Origin of the sequence: Dactylosporangium sp. NPDC000555 (genome assembly GCF_040300025.1) — a bacterium.
Lineage (GTDB): Bacteria > Actinomycetota > Actinomycetes > Mycobacteriales > Micromonosporaceae > Dactylosporangium.
The window spans coordinates 40,175-54,492 of sequence record NZ_JBEPDB010000013.1; the positions used below are offsets into that span (position 1 = coordinate 40,175).

The window sequence follows — 14,318 nt, forward strand, 5'->3', positions numbered from 1 at the left end:
ATGCGGACAGTTCCTGTCCTGTTCTCCGGCGATACTGAACGCATGCTCGAAACCTCGGCCCGGCTGCTCGCTCTGCTGTCGCTACTGCAGGCTCGCCGCGACTGGCCGGGGCGCACGCTCGCCGACCGGCTCGAGGTCAGCCCGCGCACGGTCCGTCGCGACGTCGACCGTCTGCGTGAGCTCGGCTATCCGGTGCAGGCGACCCGCGGCCCTGACGGCGGGTACCGGCTCGACGCCGGCTCGGAACTCCCGCCCCTGCTGTTCGACGACGACCAGGCCGTCGCCGTGGCTGTGGCGCTGCAGACCGCGACGATGAACGTCCAAGGTGTCGAGGAGGCCGCGCTGCGTGCGCTGGCCACCGTCCGTCAGGTGATGCCGGCCCGGCTGCGCCATCGCGTCGACGCGCTGCGGGTGACCCGGGTGGTCAAGAACACCTGGCGCGAGGCTGACATCGACGCGGAGCATCTGCTCGCGATCGGCATGGCGGTCCGCGCGCGCGAGGTGTTGCGGTTTGACTACGCCGGGCGACGCGAGATGGCCGAGGGAGTCGACCAGGACCGGCCGCCGCGCCGCACCGAGCCGCACCACCTCGTCACGTGGGGTGGCCGGTGGTACCTCGTGGGCTGGGACCTCGATCGCAAGGATTGGCGCACGTACCGTGTTGATCGTATGACGCCGCGCTCACCAGGCGGGCCAAGGTTCACGCCGCGGACGCTGCCGGCGCCGGACGTCGCCGCGTTCATCGCCGAGCGATTCGAGCGTCACGATCCGTTGCCCTGCCGGGGGACTGCGATCCTGAACGCGCCGGCCGCGGTGGTGAACGATTGGCTCCGCGGCCAGGGGGTCGTGGAGGACTTCGGGCCGGACCGGTGCCGGGTCACGGCCGGCTCGTGGTCGTGGACCGGCCTCGCCGCGTGGTTCGGCATGTTCGACGTCGATTTCGAGCTGGTCGGGCCGCCGGAGCTGCGCGCCGCGGCCGCCGGGCTCGCCGGCCGGTTCTCCAGGGCTGTGGGCGCGGCGCCCTCCTGAGATTGCCATCCGTAACCGGTGACGCCCCGAGAAGGGCGACGCGTCTGAGCGTCGAGAAGTGTCGCCCGCGCCGGTGGGCACCTGGCGTACCGATGAAGGAGAAAGGCCGGCCGGAACCTCCCTCGGTACTCCGGCCGGCCGGCAAAGAGCGGGTCGATCAGCCTTTTCGGACCGTGGCGAGAGCCTTACCCCAGGTCACCGTCTGGTCGAGGACGGTGTTCAGTGTGGCCTCGTGCTGCGGGCCGGGCTTGAAGACGCTGAAGTTCTCGAAGTCCGAGTACAGTGACAGCGCGACCTGGGCGCGCACGTCGGCGATCTGCAGCTCGCCGGCGATGAGCCGCAGGTGCTCGACCGCGCGCGTGCCGCCCGCCGAGCCGTAGCTGACAAAGCCCGCCGCCTTGTTGTTCCACTCGGCGTAGAGGAAGTCGATCGCGTTCTTGAGCGCGCCGCTGGTCGAGTGGTTGTACTCCGGCGTCACGAAGATGTACGCGTCGAATTCGGCGATCTTGGCCGCCCACTGCTTGGTGTGCTCGTTCGCGTACTGGCCCAACGACGCCGGGACGGCCTCGTCCAGGTGCGGCAGCTTGTAGTCGAGCAGGTCGACCAGCTCGAACTCCGCGTCCCCGCGCCGGCTCGCGATGTCGTAGACCCACTTGGCCACGGCCTCGCCGTTGCGGCCCGGACGGGTGCTGCCGAGGATGATTCCGACCTTGGTCATTTGCTTGCTTCCTCTTCCTGGAGGGGCGTCACCGCCAAGGGTGACGTGTCACCGAGACGATAGCTCAGAACTACGGTGACGTGTCACCCATTCCCGTAGACTTCCTCTCGTGGCGGAACCGGACTGGCTTGACGAGCGTGAGCAGCGGGCCTGGCGCGGGTACCTTGCGCTGAACGACGAGATACAACGGCGCATGGCGCGGCAGTTGCTGCGCGAGACCGGCCTGACGGGTGCCGAGTACTCGGTGCTCGTGAGCCTGTCCGAGGCGCCGGGCGGGCGGCTGCGTGTGTTCCAGTTGCGCCACGCGGCCGAGTGGGAGAAGACCCGGCTCACCCACCAGATCACGCGGATGGTGGCGCGCGGCCTGGTCGCGCGCGAGCCCTGCCCGGACGACTCGCGCGGCGCATTCGTCGTGCTGACCGAGGCCGGCTGGGAAGCGGTGACGGCCGCGGCGCCGCGGCACGTCGCTCACGTGCGGCACTGGTTCTTCGACGCTCTGAAGCCGGAGCAGGTGGACGCGCTGATCGACATCTCGCGGTCGGTGCTGACCCGCCTGCCGGAGGCCGATCGGGTGATGGGGGAGCCGTGCACGCGGTCGGTCGTCGACGGGGCGCTGGCGTGCGGCCCCGATCCGGCCGACGTGATCGAGGCCGGCGCCAATCTGGGCGAAATGTCCGAAATATTCGATCCGTGCCCGTCTCGTGACGATGGCGACAGCGTTGATCGATGAGATCGGCAACCCGCATCCTGGGCGACATTTCGGAAATGTCCGAAACGGCGCCGGGACGCGTGGCGAGCCGGTACGCCGGCGTGTCATACCACGCAAACCAGGTGTGACAGCCGCCTCCCGTAGGTGGGTGTCATCGGCGGGTCAAGTACTGTTTTGAAGGGCTTCATCGAGTCATCTGTGTGAGGAGACGGGCGTGCACGACGAGGGCCGGCAACTGGTGGTTGCCGTCGACGGGCCGTCCGGCTCAGGCAAGTCGACGATCTCCCGGCGGGTCGCTCAGGCGCTCAACGCCCGCTACCTGGACACCGGCGCGATGTACCGCGCCGTGACATATGCCGTGCTGCGCGACAACGTCGACCTCGGCGACTCCGACAAGATCGCCGCGGTGGCCGAGGACGTGCGGATGACCATCGGGACGGACCCCGCGGCGCCGCACATCGGCGTCGACGGGATCGGCGTCGACCGCGAGATCCGCGGGCCCGAGGTGACGCGGGCGGTGTCGGCGGTCTCGGCGGTGCCGGCCGTGCGCGCGCTGCTCGTCGCCCGCCAGCGGGAGATCATCGCCGAGGCGGAACGGATCGTCGTCGAGGGGCGCGACATCGGCACGGTCGTGGCGCCGGCCGCCGACCTCAAGGTGTATCTGACGGCCGACGCCGAGGAGCGCGCCCGCCGCCGCAGCAGCGAAAACGCCACGAGCCAGGCGACGACCGCCGCCGACCTCGCCCGCCGCGACCGCCTCGACTCGACCCGCGCCGCCGATCCGCTGCGCCAGGCCGAGGACGCCGTCGTGCTCGACACCACCGCGCTCGGCATCGACGAGGTGGTCGAGCGGCTGCAGCGCATGCTCGACAAGGTGACGGCGTGAACTCGATGTCCGCGGACGTCTCGCGCGAGGCCGTCGACGCCGAGCCGGAGACCGAGCTGAGCCTGCCCATCGTCGCCGTCGTCGGCCGCCCCAACGTCGGCAAATCCACCCTGGTCAACCGCGTGCTCGGGCGCCGTCAGGCGGTCGTCGAGGACGTCGCCGGGGTGACGCGCGACCGGATCGCGTATGACGCCGAGTGGACCGGCCGGCAGTTCACGATCGTCGACACCGGCGGCTGGCTGCCCGACGCCCGTGAGCGCGCGAAGGCCATCGCCACGCAGGCCGAGATCGCCGCGCAGACCGCCGATGTGGTGCTCCTCGTCGTCGATGCCACGATCCCGCCGACCTCCGACGACGAGGCGGCCGTGCGCATGCTGCGCCGCAACGGCAGCCGGGTCATCCTGGTCGCGAACAAGGTCGACAATGACCGCATCGAGAGCGAGATCGCCAGCCTGTGGGGCCTGGGTCTGGGCGAACCCTTCCCGGTGTCGGCCCTGCACGGCCGCGGTGCGGGAGACCTCCTCGACAAGATTCTGGAAAACCTTCCAAAAGCCCGTCCGGTCGTACCACGTGAGGCCGGCCCTCGCCGTATCGCGCTGGTCGGACGTCCGAACGTCGGCAAGTCCAGCCTGCTGAACAAGCTCGCCAAAGAGGAGCGGGCGGTCGTCGACTCGGTCGCCGGAACGACCGTCGACCCGGTCGACAGCCTCGTCGAGTTCGGCGGCGAGACGTGGCACCTCGTCGACACCGCCGGCCTTCGCAAACGCGTTTCCCACGCCAGCGGCACCGAGTACTACGCATCGCTGCGCACCAACGCCGCCATCGAGGCCGCCGAGGTCGCGATCGTGCTGCTCGACGCGAGCGAGCCCATTTCCGAGCAGGATCAGCGCATCATCTCGATGGTCATCGAGTCGGGCCGTGCGCTGGTCATCGCGTTCAACAAGTGGGACCTCGTCGACGACGACCGCCGGTATCAACTCGGCAAGGAGATCGACCGCGAACTGCGCCGCGTCCCGTGGGCGGTGCGCGTCAACGTCTCCGCGCTGACCGGCCGCGCCGTCGACAAGCTCGCCCCCGCGCTGCGCACGGCCCTGGCGAACTGGGAGCGCCGCGTGCCGACCGGCCAGCTCAACCAGTGGCTCACCGCGCTCGTGCAGGCGACCCCGCACCCGATCCGCGGCGGGCGCGCCCCGCGGGTGCTGTTCGCCACCCAGGCCGGCGTGTCCCCGCCGAAGTTCGTGCTGTTCACCACGGGCGCCCTGGACCCGGGCTACGTCCGTTTCGTGGAGCGCCGCCTGCGCGAGGAGTTCGAGTTCACCGGCACCCCGATCCACATCACGGTCAAGCCGCGGAAAAAGAACAAGAAGTAGCGAATCCGGTCGGCGACCCTTGAGGTCACGTAATAGAGCCCGGCGGAGCGATCCATATCGTCGGCTGGCCGGTTACCTTGGCGACTTCGTCGAAGTCATGGTCGTAATGGACCAGTGTGAGGCTGCTCAGTTCGGCGGTTGCGGCGAGAAGTAGGTCGACAGCGCCGGCTGAGCGATGGGTGCCGCGAGCGGTCATGGCAGCCTGGACCTCGGCTGCCCGGCTGAAGACCCGCTCGGGCACCGCGATCTATGCGAAGGTTGCGGCGAACAGTTCCAGCCATTCCTCGCGGTCGGCCTTCGACCGGGCGCTGTGCAGCAGTTCCAGGTCGGTGAGGACGTCTCGGTCGCGCACCGGCCGGGCCACCGCGCTTGTGTCGATCAGCAAGCGGGCCGGTGTCACGCGCGGTACGTGCCCTTGTCCAGCAGTTCGTCGAATGCGCCGCTCTCTCCGAGCTCTGCGAGGCGAGCCAGGGCCTTGGCGCGGCGCAGCTGGCCGGCCGTCTCGCGCAGGGCGGTGTTGACCGTGTCCCTCGTTGTCTTGGTGCCGAGCAGCGCCGACGCCTCGGCAAGGGCGTCATCATCGATATCGATAAGTACCTTCGTCATCACGGACCACCCTTTGTAGCAATCGCGTATCTACAGCCGCGCGGGCCGGCGTGTGCGCTGCGTCACGGTGGGCATGAGGCCTCGAAACGGTCGGACAGGGCGTACCGGAGCAGGACCACGTCGTCCATCTGGCGGACCTCGGCCATGGTGGCGCGGTGGCCCGGATGCCACGGGAACCGGCCGTCGCCGACGAAGCGCGGCGCCCTCCCGTCGCCCACGAAGAACGGCGCGATCGCCAGCTGGAGCTCGTCGACAAGGCCGGCCGTGAGGAACGTCGTGTGAACCGTGCTGCCGCCCTCGACCAGCAGTCGCCGTACGCCGCGCGCCGCGAGATCCTCGAGGGCGAGGCCGAGGTCGACCGGATCGCCGCCGTCGACGACGGTGGCGCGGCCGTCCAACCGGGCGCGGTTGTGGCAGGCGGTCTTTGTCGCGCAGTACACGATCTTGTCGGTGTCACCCTCAGTGAAGAACCGTGACTCCGGGTCGACATCGCCGTGTCCGACGATCGCGACCTTGGCCGGCAGCGGCGGCAACCCGTTCTCGGCGCGCCGCTCCCGCCGCTCCTGGGCGCGCACCATGAGCCGCGGGTTGTCGCGGCGGATCGTGTTGGCGCCCACCAGGATCGCGTCGCATTCGGCGCGCATCGCGTCGACGCGGTCGAGGTCCTCGCTGTTGGACAGCACGAGCCGCTCGTCGGTGGCATCGTCCAGGTAGCCGTCGAGCGACATCGCGCAGCTCAGCAGCACATACGGCCGTTCGCGCGGCGTTGTGAAATCGCTGCTCGTGATCGTGCTCCGCGGCGGCGCGGGCGTCGACTCACCGTGCCGCGGCACGGTTCGCCTTCGCCGCGAGGTAGCCCGCGTTGGCGGGGCTGAGGAACACGCCGGTCGGCACCACGCTCGCCACCGTCACGCCGAGCCGGTCGAGTTGGTCGGCCTTGTCGGGGTTGTTGGTCAGCAACGCGATTCGCGGCACGCCGAGCGCGTCGAGCATCTGCGCCGCCGCCGAGTAGTCGCGCTCATCCTCCGCGTGGCCGAGAGCGATGTTCGCCTCGTACGTGTCCAGGCCCGTGTCCTGCAGCGCGTACGCGTCGAGCTTCGAGTACAGGCCGATGCCGCGGCCCTCCTGGCGCAGGTACAGCAGGAACCCGCCCGCCTCCGCGATGCGCTCGATCGCCTCGCGCAGCTGGGGACCACAGTCACAGCGCTGACTGCCGAAGATGTCACCGGTCAGGCACTCGCTGTGCAGGCGAACCAGGGGTGCGGCGCCGCCATCGGTGCTGCGCCGCAGTGCGCCGGCCCAGTCACCCAGCCCGAACGCGACGTGCTCACGCCCGTCGACCAGGCCGTTGAACGAGAACAGGCGGGCGGTGGTGCTGTACCCGTCGAGGAGCCGCAGCGGCACCGTCACCTGCGTACGCATCGTTGCCCCGGGCAGAGTTTCGAACATCCTTCTCCTTCAGCTGGCCACGGCGCGTCGGCGGAACAGCAGGACCGCGACGCCGGGAAGGCTCGACACCAACACCAGTACCCCGTAGACGGTCGCAGTTGCGACTCCCTGCGCGGCGGTCAGTCCGGCGGCGCCGAACGCCCACGCGGCGACGCCCTCGCGCGGCCCGAACCCGCCGACGTTCGCGGGCAGACCCATCGCCAGCAGGGCCAGGAGCGTCAGCGGCAGCAGCTCGGCGGCCGGGGCGGTCAGGCCGGCCGTACGCGCGGCGAGCAGAAACGTCACGAGGTGCCCACCGACGGCGACCGCCGAGAAGAACACGACGCCGGGCCAGATCCGCCGCGCCAGCAGCACTTCGCGGACGTCGGCGCGCGCGGCGCGTACCGCCCGGCGCCAGGCCTGTGGCCCACGCCGCCCGGCGACCAGTGCCAGCAGCGCGACGAGCGATCCGACCACGGCCAGCGCGATCGCGATGCGCGGCACGTACGGCCGAACCGGCGACGGCAGCGCCCACAACAGTGCCACCGCGAGCGTGCACTGCACCACCTGCCCCGCGGTGCGCTCCCACACCACGGCACGGATCCCCCGGCCGACGTCGCCGTGCTCCCGCCCGTGACCGACCGCACGGTCGACGTCACCCAGCACGCCCCCGGGCAGTATGGAGTTGATCAGCACCCCGCGGTAACAGTCCGCGATCGCCGTGCGCAGGGGCAGCCGCATGCCCAGCCCGCGTGCGACGAGCCGCCACCGCCAGGCGCACGCTACGATGGTCGCCGCCCCGACCCCGAGCGCCGCGACCAGCGCCCAGGCATCGATCATCCGCAGCCCGGCGAGGAACGGCCCGCTGCCCAGCCGCCACAACAGCATCGCCAGCACGGCCAGCCCGCCAAGCGTCCGCAGCAGCCCCCAGGGGATCTTCGGCTTCTGTACCCCGGCACGCCGACCTCCGCGAGCGCGGAGCGAGTTCTGAGCGTCGGGGCCGACCGCTGACGCCGGCGCATTCGGGTCCGGAGCGGCCTCGGGCGCGGGCACATGGATGCGCTGCATGGCGGACTCCTTCAGGGGATCTGTCAGTGTCTTACGCCGTCCGCGGAGATCGGGTTCATCTGGCGGAGCGTGTCAGCGACCGTACGGGTGGTTACCGTCCAGTCCGTCAGCGTCGCGCGGCGGGCCAGGGCCGCGTGGCGCAGGCGGCGACGAAGAGCGGGGTCGGTCAGCCAGCGGCGCAGGGCGGCGGCGAGCGCGGCCGGGTCGTCCGGCGGGACCAGCAGTCCGGGCACGGTGCCGTCCGGGGCGCGTCCGATGGCATCCGGCAGGCCCTTGGCGGTCGTTGCCAGGACCGGGATGCCGCGGGCCAGGGCCTCGGCGGCGACCATGCCGTACGTTTCGCCGCGGGACGGGTGGACGAGCAGGTCCGCCGCCGAGTACAGGGCGTCGAGGTCGGCGCCCGTCCTCGGGCCGGCCAGTCGCAGCCGGTCGCCGATGGTGACCGCGTCGATCCGCGCCGTCAGGGTGCGTACGAAATCCGGGTCGCGGTCCAGGTCGCCCACGCAGACGCACGTCCAGGGCAGGCCGGCGAGCCGGGCCAGGGCGTCCACCAGCACGTCGTGGCCCTTGTGGTGCCCGACCACCGCGACGCACAGCAGCGCTCCGCCCGCGCCGGAGTCACCGCCGCCGCCGATGGCGGGCCGGGCCGGGGTGACTCCGGGAGTGGCGACGTCGATACGGCCGACGGGAAGGTCGTACAGGTTCGACAGGCGGCGGCGCGTCCACTCGCTGGTGGCGATGATCGCGGACGCGGCGAGCAGCGTCCGGTGCTCAGCCGGGCGCGCCGCCGGGTCGGTGTCGCCGAACGGCATGTGCACCAGCACGGCCAGCCGCAGCCGGGGAGCGTGTGCCGCCATGGTTTCCGGCGCGCACGACGCGACCAGGCCGTCGACCAGGACGGAAGCGCCCGACGGCAGGCCTGCCACGAGATTGTCGAGCGCGGCCAGGTCGCCGGCGTCCGGCCGCGGCCAGGCGCCGTGCGCGGGGTGCTCGCGCACCGACCAGCCAAGTGCGGCGAGGCCGGTGCAGAGCTCGCGGTCGTACCGATTGCCGCCACTCGGCGCGGCGGCGTCGTCGATGTCGTTGGGCAGTACCACGTGCAACTCGGCGTCGCTCGGTCGCATGGCGTTCGCCGTGACCCGGTGCGGTCGGGTCACAGCGAGCGCTCGTACGTTGCCCAGGCGACGTGGGACTCGCGCAGCGTCACCGAGATGCGTTCCAGGCCCGCAGCGCCGGGGCCCAGGCCGCCCGCGTGCACGCGGGCGGCCAGGCGGTCGGCGACCACCGCGGCGAGCAGCTCCGTCGACGTGTTCACGCCCGTGAAGTCGGGGTCGTCGTCCAGGTTGCGGTAGTTCAGCGCGGCCAGGACGTCCTTCAGCTCCTCCGACGCGCGGCCGATGTCGACCACCAGGTTGTCGGCGTCCAGTTCCGGGCGGAAGAAGGTCACGTCGACGATGTACGTCGCGCCGTGCAGACGCTGGGCCGGGCCGAAGACCTCGCCGCGGAAGCTGTGGGCGATCATCATGTGGTCACGGACGGTGAGGCTGTACATGCGGAGCGGCTCCTGTCTCGGAAAGGGCTTACTCGCTGCCGTAGGTGATCAGGTGGCACAGGGCGGGCAGGTCGCCCGCGGCGAGGCGAGGGAGCACCACCGGTAGGTCCTCGAACGGCGAGGAGCCGGTGATGAGTGCGTCGAACGCCGGGTCGCGCAGCAGGCGCAGGGCCAGCGCCATCCGGTCGGCGTAGGTGCGGCTGGCACGCCGGGCCGGTGACACGGTGCCCACCTGGCTGCTGCGGATCGTGAGCCGGCCGGAGTGGAACGCGCCTCCCAGGGCGAGGGTGACCGGGCGGTCGCCGTACCAGCTCAGCTCCAGGACCGTCCCCTCCGGCGCGAGCAGGTCCAGCGAGTGCTGCAGGCCCGCCTGGGTGGCGCTCGCGTGCACGACGAGGTCGCGGCCGGTTGACGCGGTGTCCGGCGTCGCGAACGTCACACCTAGTGCCTCGGCGGTCGCCTTCCGTGCCGGATTGGTGTCGACGAGCTCCACCTCGGCGCCCGGGAAGCGGGCCAGCAGCGCGGCGACGCAGCAGCCGACCATGCCGGCGCCGATGACCGTGACGCGGTCGCCGATCAGCGGGGCCGCGTCCCACAGGGCGTTCACCGCGGTCTCGACGGTCCCGGCGAGCACGGCCCGCCGCGGGGGCACGCCGTCGGGCAGTCGCACGACCGACTCGCGCGGCACCACATAGGCGGTCTGATGAGGAAAGAGGCAGAACACCGCGCGGCCGACCAGAGGAGGCGGTCCGGCCTCCACGATGCCCACGTTGAGGTATCCGTACTTGACCGGATACGGAAAGTCGCCCTCCTGGAATGGTGCGCGCATGATCGCGTGCTGGTCCGGCGGGACCTTGCCGGATGACACCAGCGTCTCGGTGCCGCGGCTCACCCCCGAGTACATGGTTCGCACCAGGACCTCGTCGCCGGTCGGCGGGCGCAGCGTGACCGAACGGATCTCACCGCGGGCCGGTGCGGGGACCGCGGGGGAGTCGTCGGGGGCGGTGATCCAGAACGCCCGGGCCTCGCGCATCTGACGTTCCTTCCTGGTTCGGTTCATCGGCGGGGCGATCGAACCGCTGCGGAGCTGTACGCGTATGCATTGTCGGGTCCATGGTCACAAGCACAGCCATGTATACGGAGCGATGATGCCAAGGGTTCGAACTGGTCCGGTTGTTGGACTGATCTTCCATTTCGCCGTGCTGGGTGCCCTGGCCGCGAGTGCCGGGCTCGGTACGGCCGGCTGGCTGGTCGGTCTCGCCAGCGGTGTCGTCACGTTCGTGGCGCTGGGATACGGGCTGCGACGCTCCGCAGCCGTAGTGTTCGGCGCGGCGAACTGGGTCACGCTGACCCGGGCCGGGCTCGTCGGCGGGGTGGCCGCGCTGACTGCCGACTCGTTCTCGCGTCCCACGCCCGTGCCGGTCCTGTGCGCGCTGAGTGCCGTCGCGCTGGTGCTGGACGCGGTCGACGGATACGTCGCGCGGCGTACCGGCGGAGTCACGGCGCTGGGTGCGAAGTTCGACATGGAGACCGACGCCTGGCTGATCCTGGTGCTGAGCGTGTACGTGGCGCAGTCGGTCGGGCCATGGGTCCTCGCCATCGGGGCGATGCGGTACGTGATCGGCGTCTCCGCCTGGTTGGTGCCGTGGCTGCGTGGGCCGGTGCCGCCGCGATACTGGCGGAAGGTGGTCGCGGCGATGCAGGGCGTGACCCTCGCGGTGGCGGCCTCCGGGCTGCTCCCGCTCGGGGTGACGACCGCCGCCGTGGCGATCTCGCTGTTGTTCCTCGTGGAGTCGTTCGGCTCCGAAGTGTTGTGGCGCTTGCGGCGGCAGTCGCTTGCGGCGGCGGTGTCGTCCTGATGGCGGTGTCGTCGCATTCCGTGAGCGCCGGTGGCGACAGTACCGAGATCGACCCTCCGAGGGACGGCGCGAACGGCGTGTCCGCCTGGGTCGGGACGCTGCTCGGGGCCGCCGTCGTACTGTTCGCACTCCTCGCTCCCGACAGCCTGACGCAGTTCAGTCCAGCGGCGTTCGTACGCATCCCGATCGAAGGGCTGCTGCTCGTCGCGATGCTCCTCGCCGTACGCGGGCGGATGCGGACCGTTGTCCTCGCCGTTGCCGGGCTGGTGCTCGGCGTGCTCGTCGTTATCCGGCTGTTCAACCTCGGGTTCTACACCTCGCTGGGGCGGCCGTTCGACCCGGTGCTCGACCGGGTGCTGTTCCAGCCGGCGTTCGGGCTGGTCAGCTCGTCCGTCGGGCGCCCGGCCGCGATCGGGGTCGCGGTCGTGCTCGGGGTGGTGGTGCTGTCGGTGCCGGCGGGCATGATGCTGGCGCTGCGGCGGCTCGGGCGGCTCGCGCTGCGTCATCCGGTCGCCACGACCCGTGGCACGGCGGTACTGGCGGCGGTGTGGGCCGTGTGTGCGGTACTGAACGTGCAGGCCGCCCACGGCCTCCCCGTCGCGTCCGACAGCGCGACCGGAACCCTCGGCGACCAGGTTTCGCTCGTGCGCCGGGACATCAACGACGGGAAGGAGTTCGGCGACCAGGCCGCTGTGGACGCGTTCCGTGACAAGCCGGGTACGCAGCTGCTCACCGCGCTGCGCGGCAAGGACGTGCTGTTCACGTTCGTGGAGAGCTACGGGCGGGATGCGGTGCGGAACCCGCTGTTCGCGCCGCAGGTCGGGGCTACCCTCGACGACGGCACGCGGCGGCTGGAGGCGGCCGGGTTCGGTGCCCGCAGCGCGTTCCTCACCTCGCCGACGTTCGGCGGTGGCAGCTGGCTGGCCCATGGCACGCTGCTGTCGGGACTGTGGGTGAACAACCAGCGGCGCAGCGACACGCTGCTGGCCGGCGACCGGTTCACGATCAATGCGGCGTTCCGCCGCGCCGGCTGGCGTGTCGCCGGGATGATGCCGGCGAACGACCGGGACTGGCCGGAGGGCAGGTTCTTCCAATACCACGAGTTCTACGATTCCCGGAACATCGGCTACCGCGGGCCGAAATTCGGCTATGCGCCGGTGCCTGACCAGTTCACGCTCGCCGCGTTCCAGCGGCTCGAGCGCGGGCCGGGACACCAGCCGGTGATGGGGGAGATAGCCCTCGTGTCCAGCCATGTGCCGTGGACGCCGCTCCCGCGCATGGTCGGCTGGAACGAGGTCGGCGACGGCACCGTGTACGGCTCGATGAGCACCGCCGGCGACCCGCCGGACGTCGCGTGGCGTGCGTCGGAGAAGATCCGCACCGCGTACCGAAACGCGATCGTGTACTCGCTGAGCAGCATCATCTCGTACGTCGAGGAGTACGGGGACGACAACCTCGTCGTGGTGTTCCTGGGCGATCACCAGCCGGCGCCGGTCGTCGTCGGTGACACGCTGAACCGGGATGTACCGATCGCGATCGTCGCGCGTGACCCGAAGGTGCTCGACCGCATCTCGGGCTGGGGATGGCAGAACGGGCTGAGACCTGACGAGCAGGCTCCGGTGTGGCGCATGGATGCGTTCCGTGACCGCTTCCTGACGGCCTATGCGTGACGGACGCGGAACGTGTGGGTACGCGCGACGGCGTAGGCGACTCCGGCGGCCCCGGAGCGCTTCCGTATCCTCGGTCGCGGCGTGGGAAGCGCCGTCAGCGAGTCGCGCGGGATGGAGCAACGGATGCCGAGAGGAACGCGCCGCCTCGGCGAGCGCGGGAGGATCGGGCCGTTCCCGGTGTGGGCCGTCGTGACGGTGGCCGTCGCGCTGGTCGCGGCCGTGCTCGTCGTCGCGGTCCCAGGGGCGCGCGGCGGACCGTCGCGGGACGCCGGGGCGAACTCGCCGGCCGGCGCGGCGTCGCCGGGGCGGGACGGCGCCGGCTCGCCGGCCGCGGCGTCGCCGTCGGCGAGCCCCGACTGTGCCGCCTCGCTGGTGGCCAAGATGACGCTGGAGCAGCAGGCCGCCCAGCTGTTGATGATCGGCACGCCGATCGGGTCGCCGTTGAACGCGGTGCAGACGATTCAGCGGTACAAGATCGGGGGGATCTTCCTGGCCGGGCGCAGCTCGGCGTCGGCCGCCTCGATGCGGCAGGCGATCGGGCAGCTGCAGGAGGCGTCCCGGCAGGCCTCCGGGCTCGCGCTGCAGATCGGCATCGACCAGGAGGGCGGGCAGGTGCAGAGCCTGAAGGGCGCGGACTTCCCGGCCATCCCGTCGGCGGTCAGCCAGGGCCGGCTCGACGGCGACACGCTGAGCGACCGCACCGCCGAGTGGGCGGGGCGCCTCAAGGACATCGGCGTGACCATCGACCTCGCGCCCGTCGCCGACGTGGTGCCGGCGGACGTGGGCAAGGCGAACCCGCCGATCGGAGGGTTCGACCGGCAGTACGGCTCGACGCCGGACGAGGTCGCCGACGACGTGGCGACCGTGGTGTCGGCGATGCAGGGCGCCGGGGTGCTCACCACGCTCAAGCACTTCCCGGGGCTGGGCCGGGTGCGGGTCAACACGGACACGGCGACCGGCGCCCGCGACGACCTGACCACCGCGGACGATCCGTCGCTGCGGCCGTTCAGCAAGGGCATCGAGGCCGGGTCGGCCGCGGTCATGATCTCCTCGGCGACCTACCCCAAGCTCGACCCCGCCAACGTGGCCGCGTTCTCCGCGCCGATCGTCACCGACCTGCTGCGCGGCAAGCTCGGCTTCACCGGGCTGGTGCTGTCCGACGACCTCGGCGCCGCCGAGGCGGTCGGCTCGGTGCCGTTGGGGCAGCGGGCGGTGCGCTTCGTAAAAGCGGGCGGCGACCTGGTGCTCAGCGTGCGACTGTCCGACGCGGGGCCGATGTCCGAGGCGCTGGTCGCGGCCGCGAAGAGCGACCCGGCGTTCGCCGCGCGGATCACCGAGTCCGCGACGCGCGTGGTGCGTAGCAAGATCCGTGCCGATATCGCGAGCTGCGCGAACGCCGCGACGTCATGATCACGGAGTGCTC

General features: G+C 71.3%; 17 protein-coding genes. 7 read left to right on the plus strand and 10 right to left on the minus strand.

The features are described from left to right. The first annotated feature begins 42 nt into the window (after positions 1-42). Complete coding sequence (locus tag ABT297_RS11285) at positions 43-1,029, plus strand: helix-turn-helix transcriptional regulator (protein ID WP_350547599.1); 987 nt, start codon at positions 43-45, stop codon at positions 1,027-1,029. A gap of 157 nt (positions 1,030-1,186) precedes the next feature. Here the strand turns inward: ABT297_RS11285 and ABT297_RS11290 are convergent, their stop codons facing one another. Continuing rightward, a complete protein-coding gene (locus tag ABT297_RS11290; RefSeq protein ID WP_350547601.1) occupies positions 1,187-1,747 on the minus strand; it encodes an NADPH-dependent FMN reductase in 561 nt (186 codons plus the stop codon). Positions 1,748-1,856: 109 nt separating this feature from the next. Between ABT297_RS11290 and ABT297_RS11295 the strand changes: the two genes are divergently transcribed. The 3 genes from ABT297_RS11295 to der all read left to right on the plus strand — a co-directional run bounded on the left by ABT297_RS11295 (position 1,857) and on the right by der (position 4,712). After that, entirely contained in the window at positions 1,857-2,477 is a 621-nt protein-coding gene (locus tag ABT297_RS11295; protein WP_350547603.1) for a MarR family winged helix-turn-helix transcriptional regulator, read from the plus strand. 193 nt (positions 2,478-2,670) lie between these two features. Continuing rightward, a complete protein-coding gene (gene cmk / locus ABT297_RS11300; protein ID WP_350547605.1) occupies positions 2,671-3,342 on the plus strand; it encodes a (d)CMP kinase in 672 nt (223 codons plus the stop codon). Positions 3,343-3,347: 5 nt separating this feature from the next. Next, a complete protein-coding gene (gene der / locus ABT297_RS11305; RefSeq protein WP_350547795.1) occupies positions 3,348-4,712 on the plus strand; it encodes a ribosome biogenesis GTPase Der in 1,365 nt (454 codons plus the stop codon). Positions 4,713-4,737: 25 nt separating this feature from the next. Here der and ABT297_RS11310 read toward each other — a convergent pair whose 3' ends face one another. The 9 genes from ABT297_RS11310 to ABT297_RS11350 all read right to left on the minus strand — a co-directional run bounded on the left by ABT297_RS11310 (position 4,738) and on the right by ABT297_RS11350 (position 10,399). Continuing rightward, complete coding sequence (locus tag ABT297_RS11310) at positions 4,738-4,953, minus strand: PIN domain-containing protein (protein WP_350547607.1); 216 nt, start codon at positions 4,951-4,953, stop codon at positions 4,738-4,740. A gap of 6 nt (positions 4,954-4,959) precedes the next feature. Further along, on the minus strand, positions 4,960-5,097 hold the full coding sequence (locus ABT297_RS11315; RefSeq protein ID WP_350547609.1) for a PIN domain-containing protein: 138 nt from the start codon (positions 5,095-5,097) through the stop codon (positions 4,960-4,962). Positions 5,098-5,108: 11 nt separating this feature from the next. Beyond that, positions 5,109-5,318 carry a type II toxin-antitoxin system VapB family antitoxin gene (locus ABT297_RS11320; protein ID WP_350547611.1) on the minus strand — a complete coding sequence of 70 codons (210 nt, stop codon included), beginning with the start codon at positions 5,316-5,318 and terminating at the stop codon, positions 5,109-5,111. Between the two features lie 62 nt (positions 5,319-5,380). Then, the gene (locus ABT297_RS11325) at positions 5,381-6,106 is read right to left on the minus strand and encodes a RibD family protein (RefSeq protein ID WP_350547797.1); all 726 of its coding nucleotides are present in this window, start codon (positions 6,104-6,106) and stop codon (positions 5,381-5,383) included. 28 nt (positions 6,107-6,134) lie between these two features. Then, positions 6,135-6,767 carry a GTP cyclohydrolase II gene (locus ABT297_RS11330; protein WP_350547613.1) on the minus strand — a complete coding sequence of 211 codons (633 nt, stop codon included), beginning with the start codon at positions 6,765-6,767 and terminating at the stop codon, positions 6,135-6,137. Positions 6,768-6,776: 9 nt separating this feature from the next. Next, positions 6,777-7,814 carry a lysylphosphatidylglycerol synthase transmembrane domain-containing protein gene (locus ABT297_RS11335; RefSeq protein ID WP_350547615.1) on the minus strand — a complete coding sequence of 346 codons (1,038 nt, stop codon included), beginning with the start codon at positions 7,812-7,814 and terminating at the stop codon, positions 6,777-6,779. 23 nt (positions 7,815-7,837) lie between these two features. Continuing rightward, a complete protein-coding gene (locus ABT297_RS11340; RefSeq protein WP_350547617.1) occupies positions 7,838-8,938 on the minus strand; it encodes a glycosyltransferase family 4 protein in 1,101 nt (366 codons plus the stop codon). A 29-nt stretch (positions 8,939-8,967) separates the two neighbouring features. Further along, a complete protein-coding gene (locus tag ABT297_RS11345) occupies positions 8,968-9,366 on the minus strand; it encodes a 6-pyruvoyl trahydropterin synthase family protein (RefSeq protein ID WP_350547619.1) in 399 nt (132 codons plus the stop codon). A 28-nt stretch (positions 9,367-9,394) separates the two neighbouring features. Next, on the minus strand, positions 9,395-10,399 hold the full coding sequence (locus ABT297_RS11350; protein ID WP_350547621.1) for a zinc-dependent alcohol dehydrogenase: 1,005 nt from the start codon (positions 10,397-10,399) through the stop codon (positions 9,395-9,397). 166 nt (positions 10,400-10,565) lie between these two features. Here ABT297_RS11350 and ABT297_RS11355 point away from each other — a divergent pair, with 166 nt between their 5' ends. From ABT297_RS11355 to ABT297_RS11365, 3 genes are all read left to right on the plus strand, one after another. Beyond that, entirely contained in the window at positions 10,566-11,225 is a 660-nt protein-coding gene (locus ABT297_RS11355) for a CDP-alcohol phosphatidyltransferase family protein (protein WP_350547623.1), read from the plus strand. Between the two features lie 20 nt (positions 11,226-11,245). Beyond that, the gene (locus ABT297_RS11360; protein ID WP_350547625.1) at positions 11,246-12,895 is read left to right on the plus strand and encodes an alkaline phosphatase family protein; all 1,650 of its coding nucleotides are present in this window, start codon (positions 11,246-11,248) and stop codon (positions 12,893-12,895) included. A gap of 123 nt (positions 12,896-13,018) precedes the next feature. Further along, positions 13,019-14,305 carry a glycoside hydrolase family 3 N-terminal domain-containing protein gene (locus ABT297_RS11365; RefSeq protein ID WP_350547627.1) on the plus strand — a complete coding sequence of 429 codons (1,287 nt, stop codon included), beginning with the start codon at positions 13,019-13,021 and terminating at the stop codon, positions 14,303-14,305. Positions 14,306-14,318 lie beyond the last annotated feature (13 nt).

Excerpts from the sequence above, each read along its gene's own strand:
- ABT297_RS11285 (WP_350547599.1), top strand. The coding sequence starts at position 43 with ATGCTCGAAACCTCGGCCCGGCTGCTCGCTCTGCTGTCGCTACTGCAG.
- ABT297_RS11320 (WP_350547611.1), bottom strand. The coding sequence starts at position 5,318 with ATGACGAAGGTACTTATCGATATCGATGATGACGCCCTTGCCGAGGCG.
- ABT297_RS11365 (WP_350547627.1), top strand. The coding sequence starts at position 13,019 with ATGCCGAGAGGAACGCGCCGCCTCGGCGAGCGCGGGAGGATCGGGCCG.
- ABT297_RS11350 (WP_350547621.1), bottom strand. The coding sequence starts at position 10,399 with ATGCGCGAGGCCCGGGCGTTCTGGATCACCGCCCCCGACGACTCCCCC.
- der (WP_350547795.1), top strand. The coding sequence starts at position 3,348 with ATGTCCGCGGACGTCTCGCGCGAGGCCGTCGACGCCGAGCCGGAGACC.
- ABT297_RS11290 (WP_350547601.1), bottom strand. The coding sequence starts at position 1,747 with ATGACCAAGGTCGGAATCATCCTCGGCAGCACCCGTCCGGGCCGCAAC.
- ABT297_RS11330 (WP_350547613.1), bottom strand. The coding sequence starts at position 6,767 with ATGTTCGAAACTCTGCCCGGGGCAACGATGCGTACGCAGGTGACGGTG.
- ABT297_RS11340 (WP_350547617.1), bottom strand. The coding sequence starts at position 8,938 with ATGCGACCGAGCGACGCCGAGTTGCACGTGGTACTGCCCAACGACATC.
- ABT297_RS11335 (WP_350547615.1), bottom strand. The coding sequence starts at position 7,814 with ATGCAGCGCATCCATGTGCCCGCGCCCGAGGCCGCTCCGGACCCGAAT.
- ABT297_RS11345 (WP_350547619.1), bottom strand. The coding sequence starts at position 9,366 with ATGTACAGCCTCACCGTCCGTGACCACATGATGATCGCCCACAGCTTC.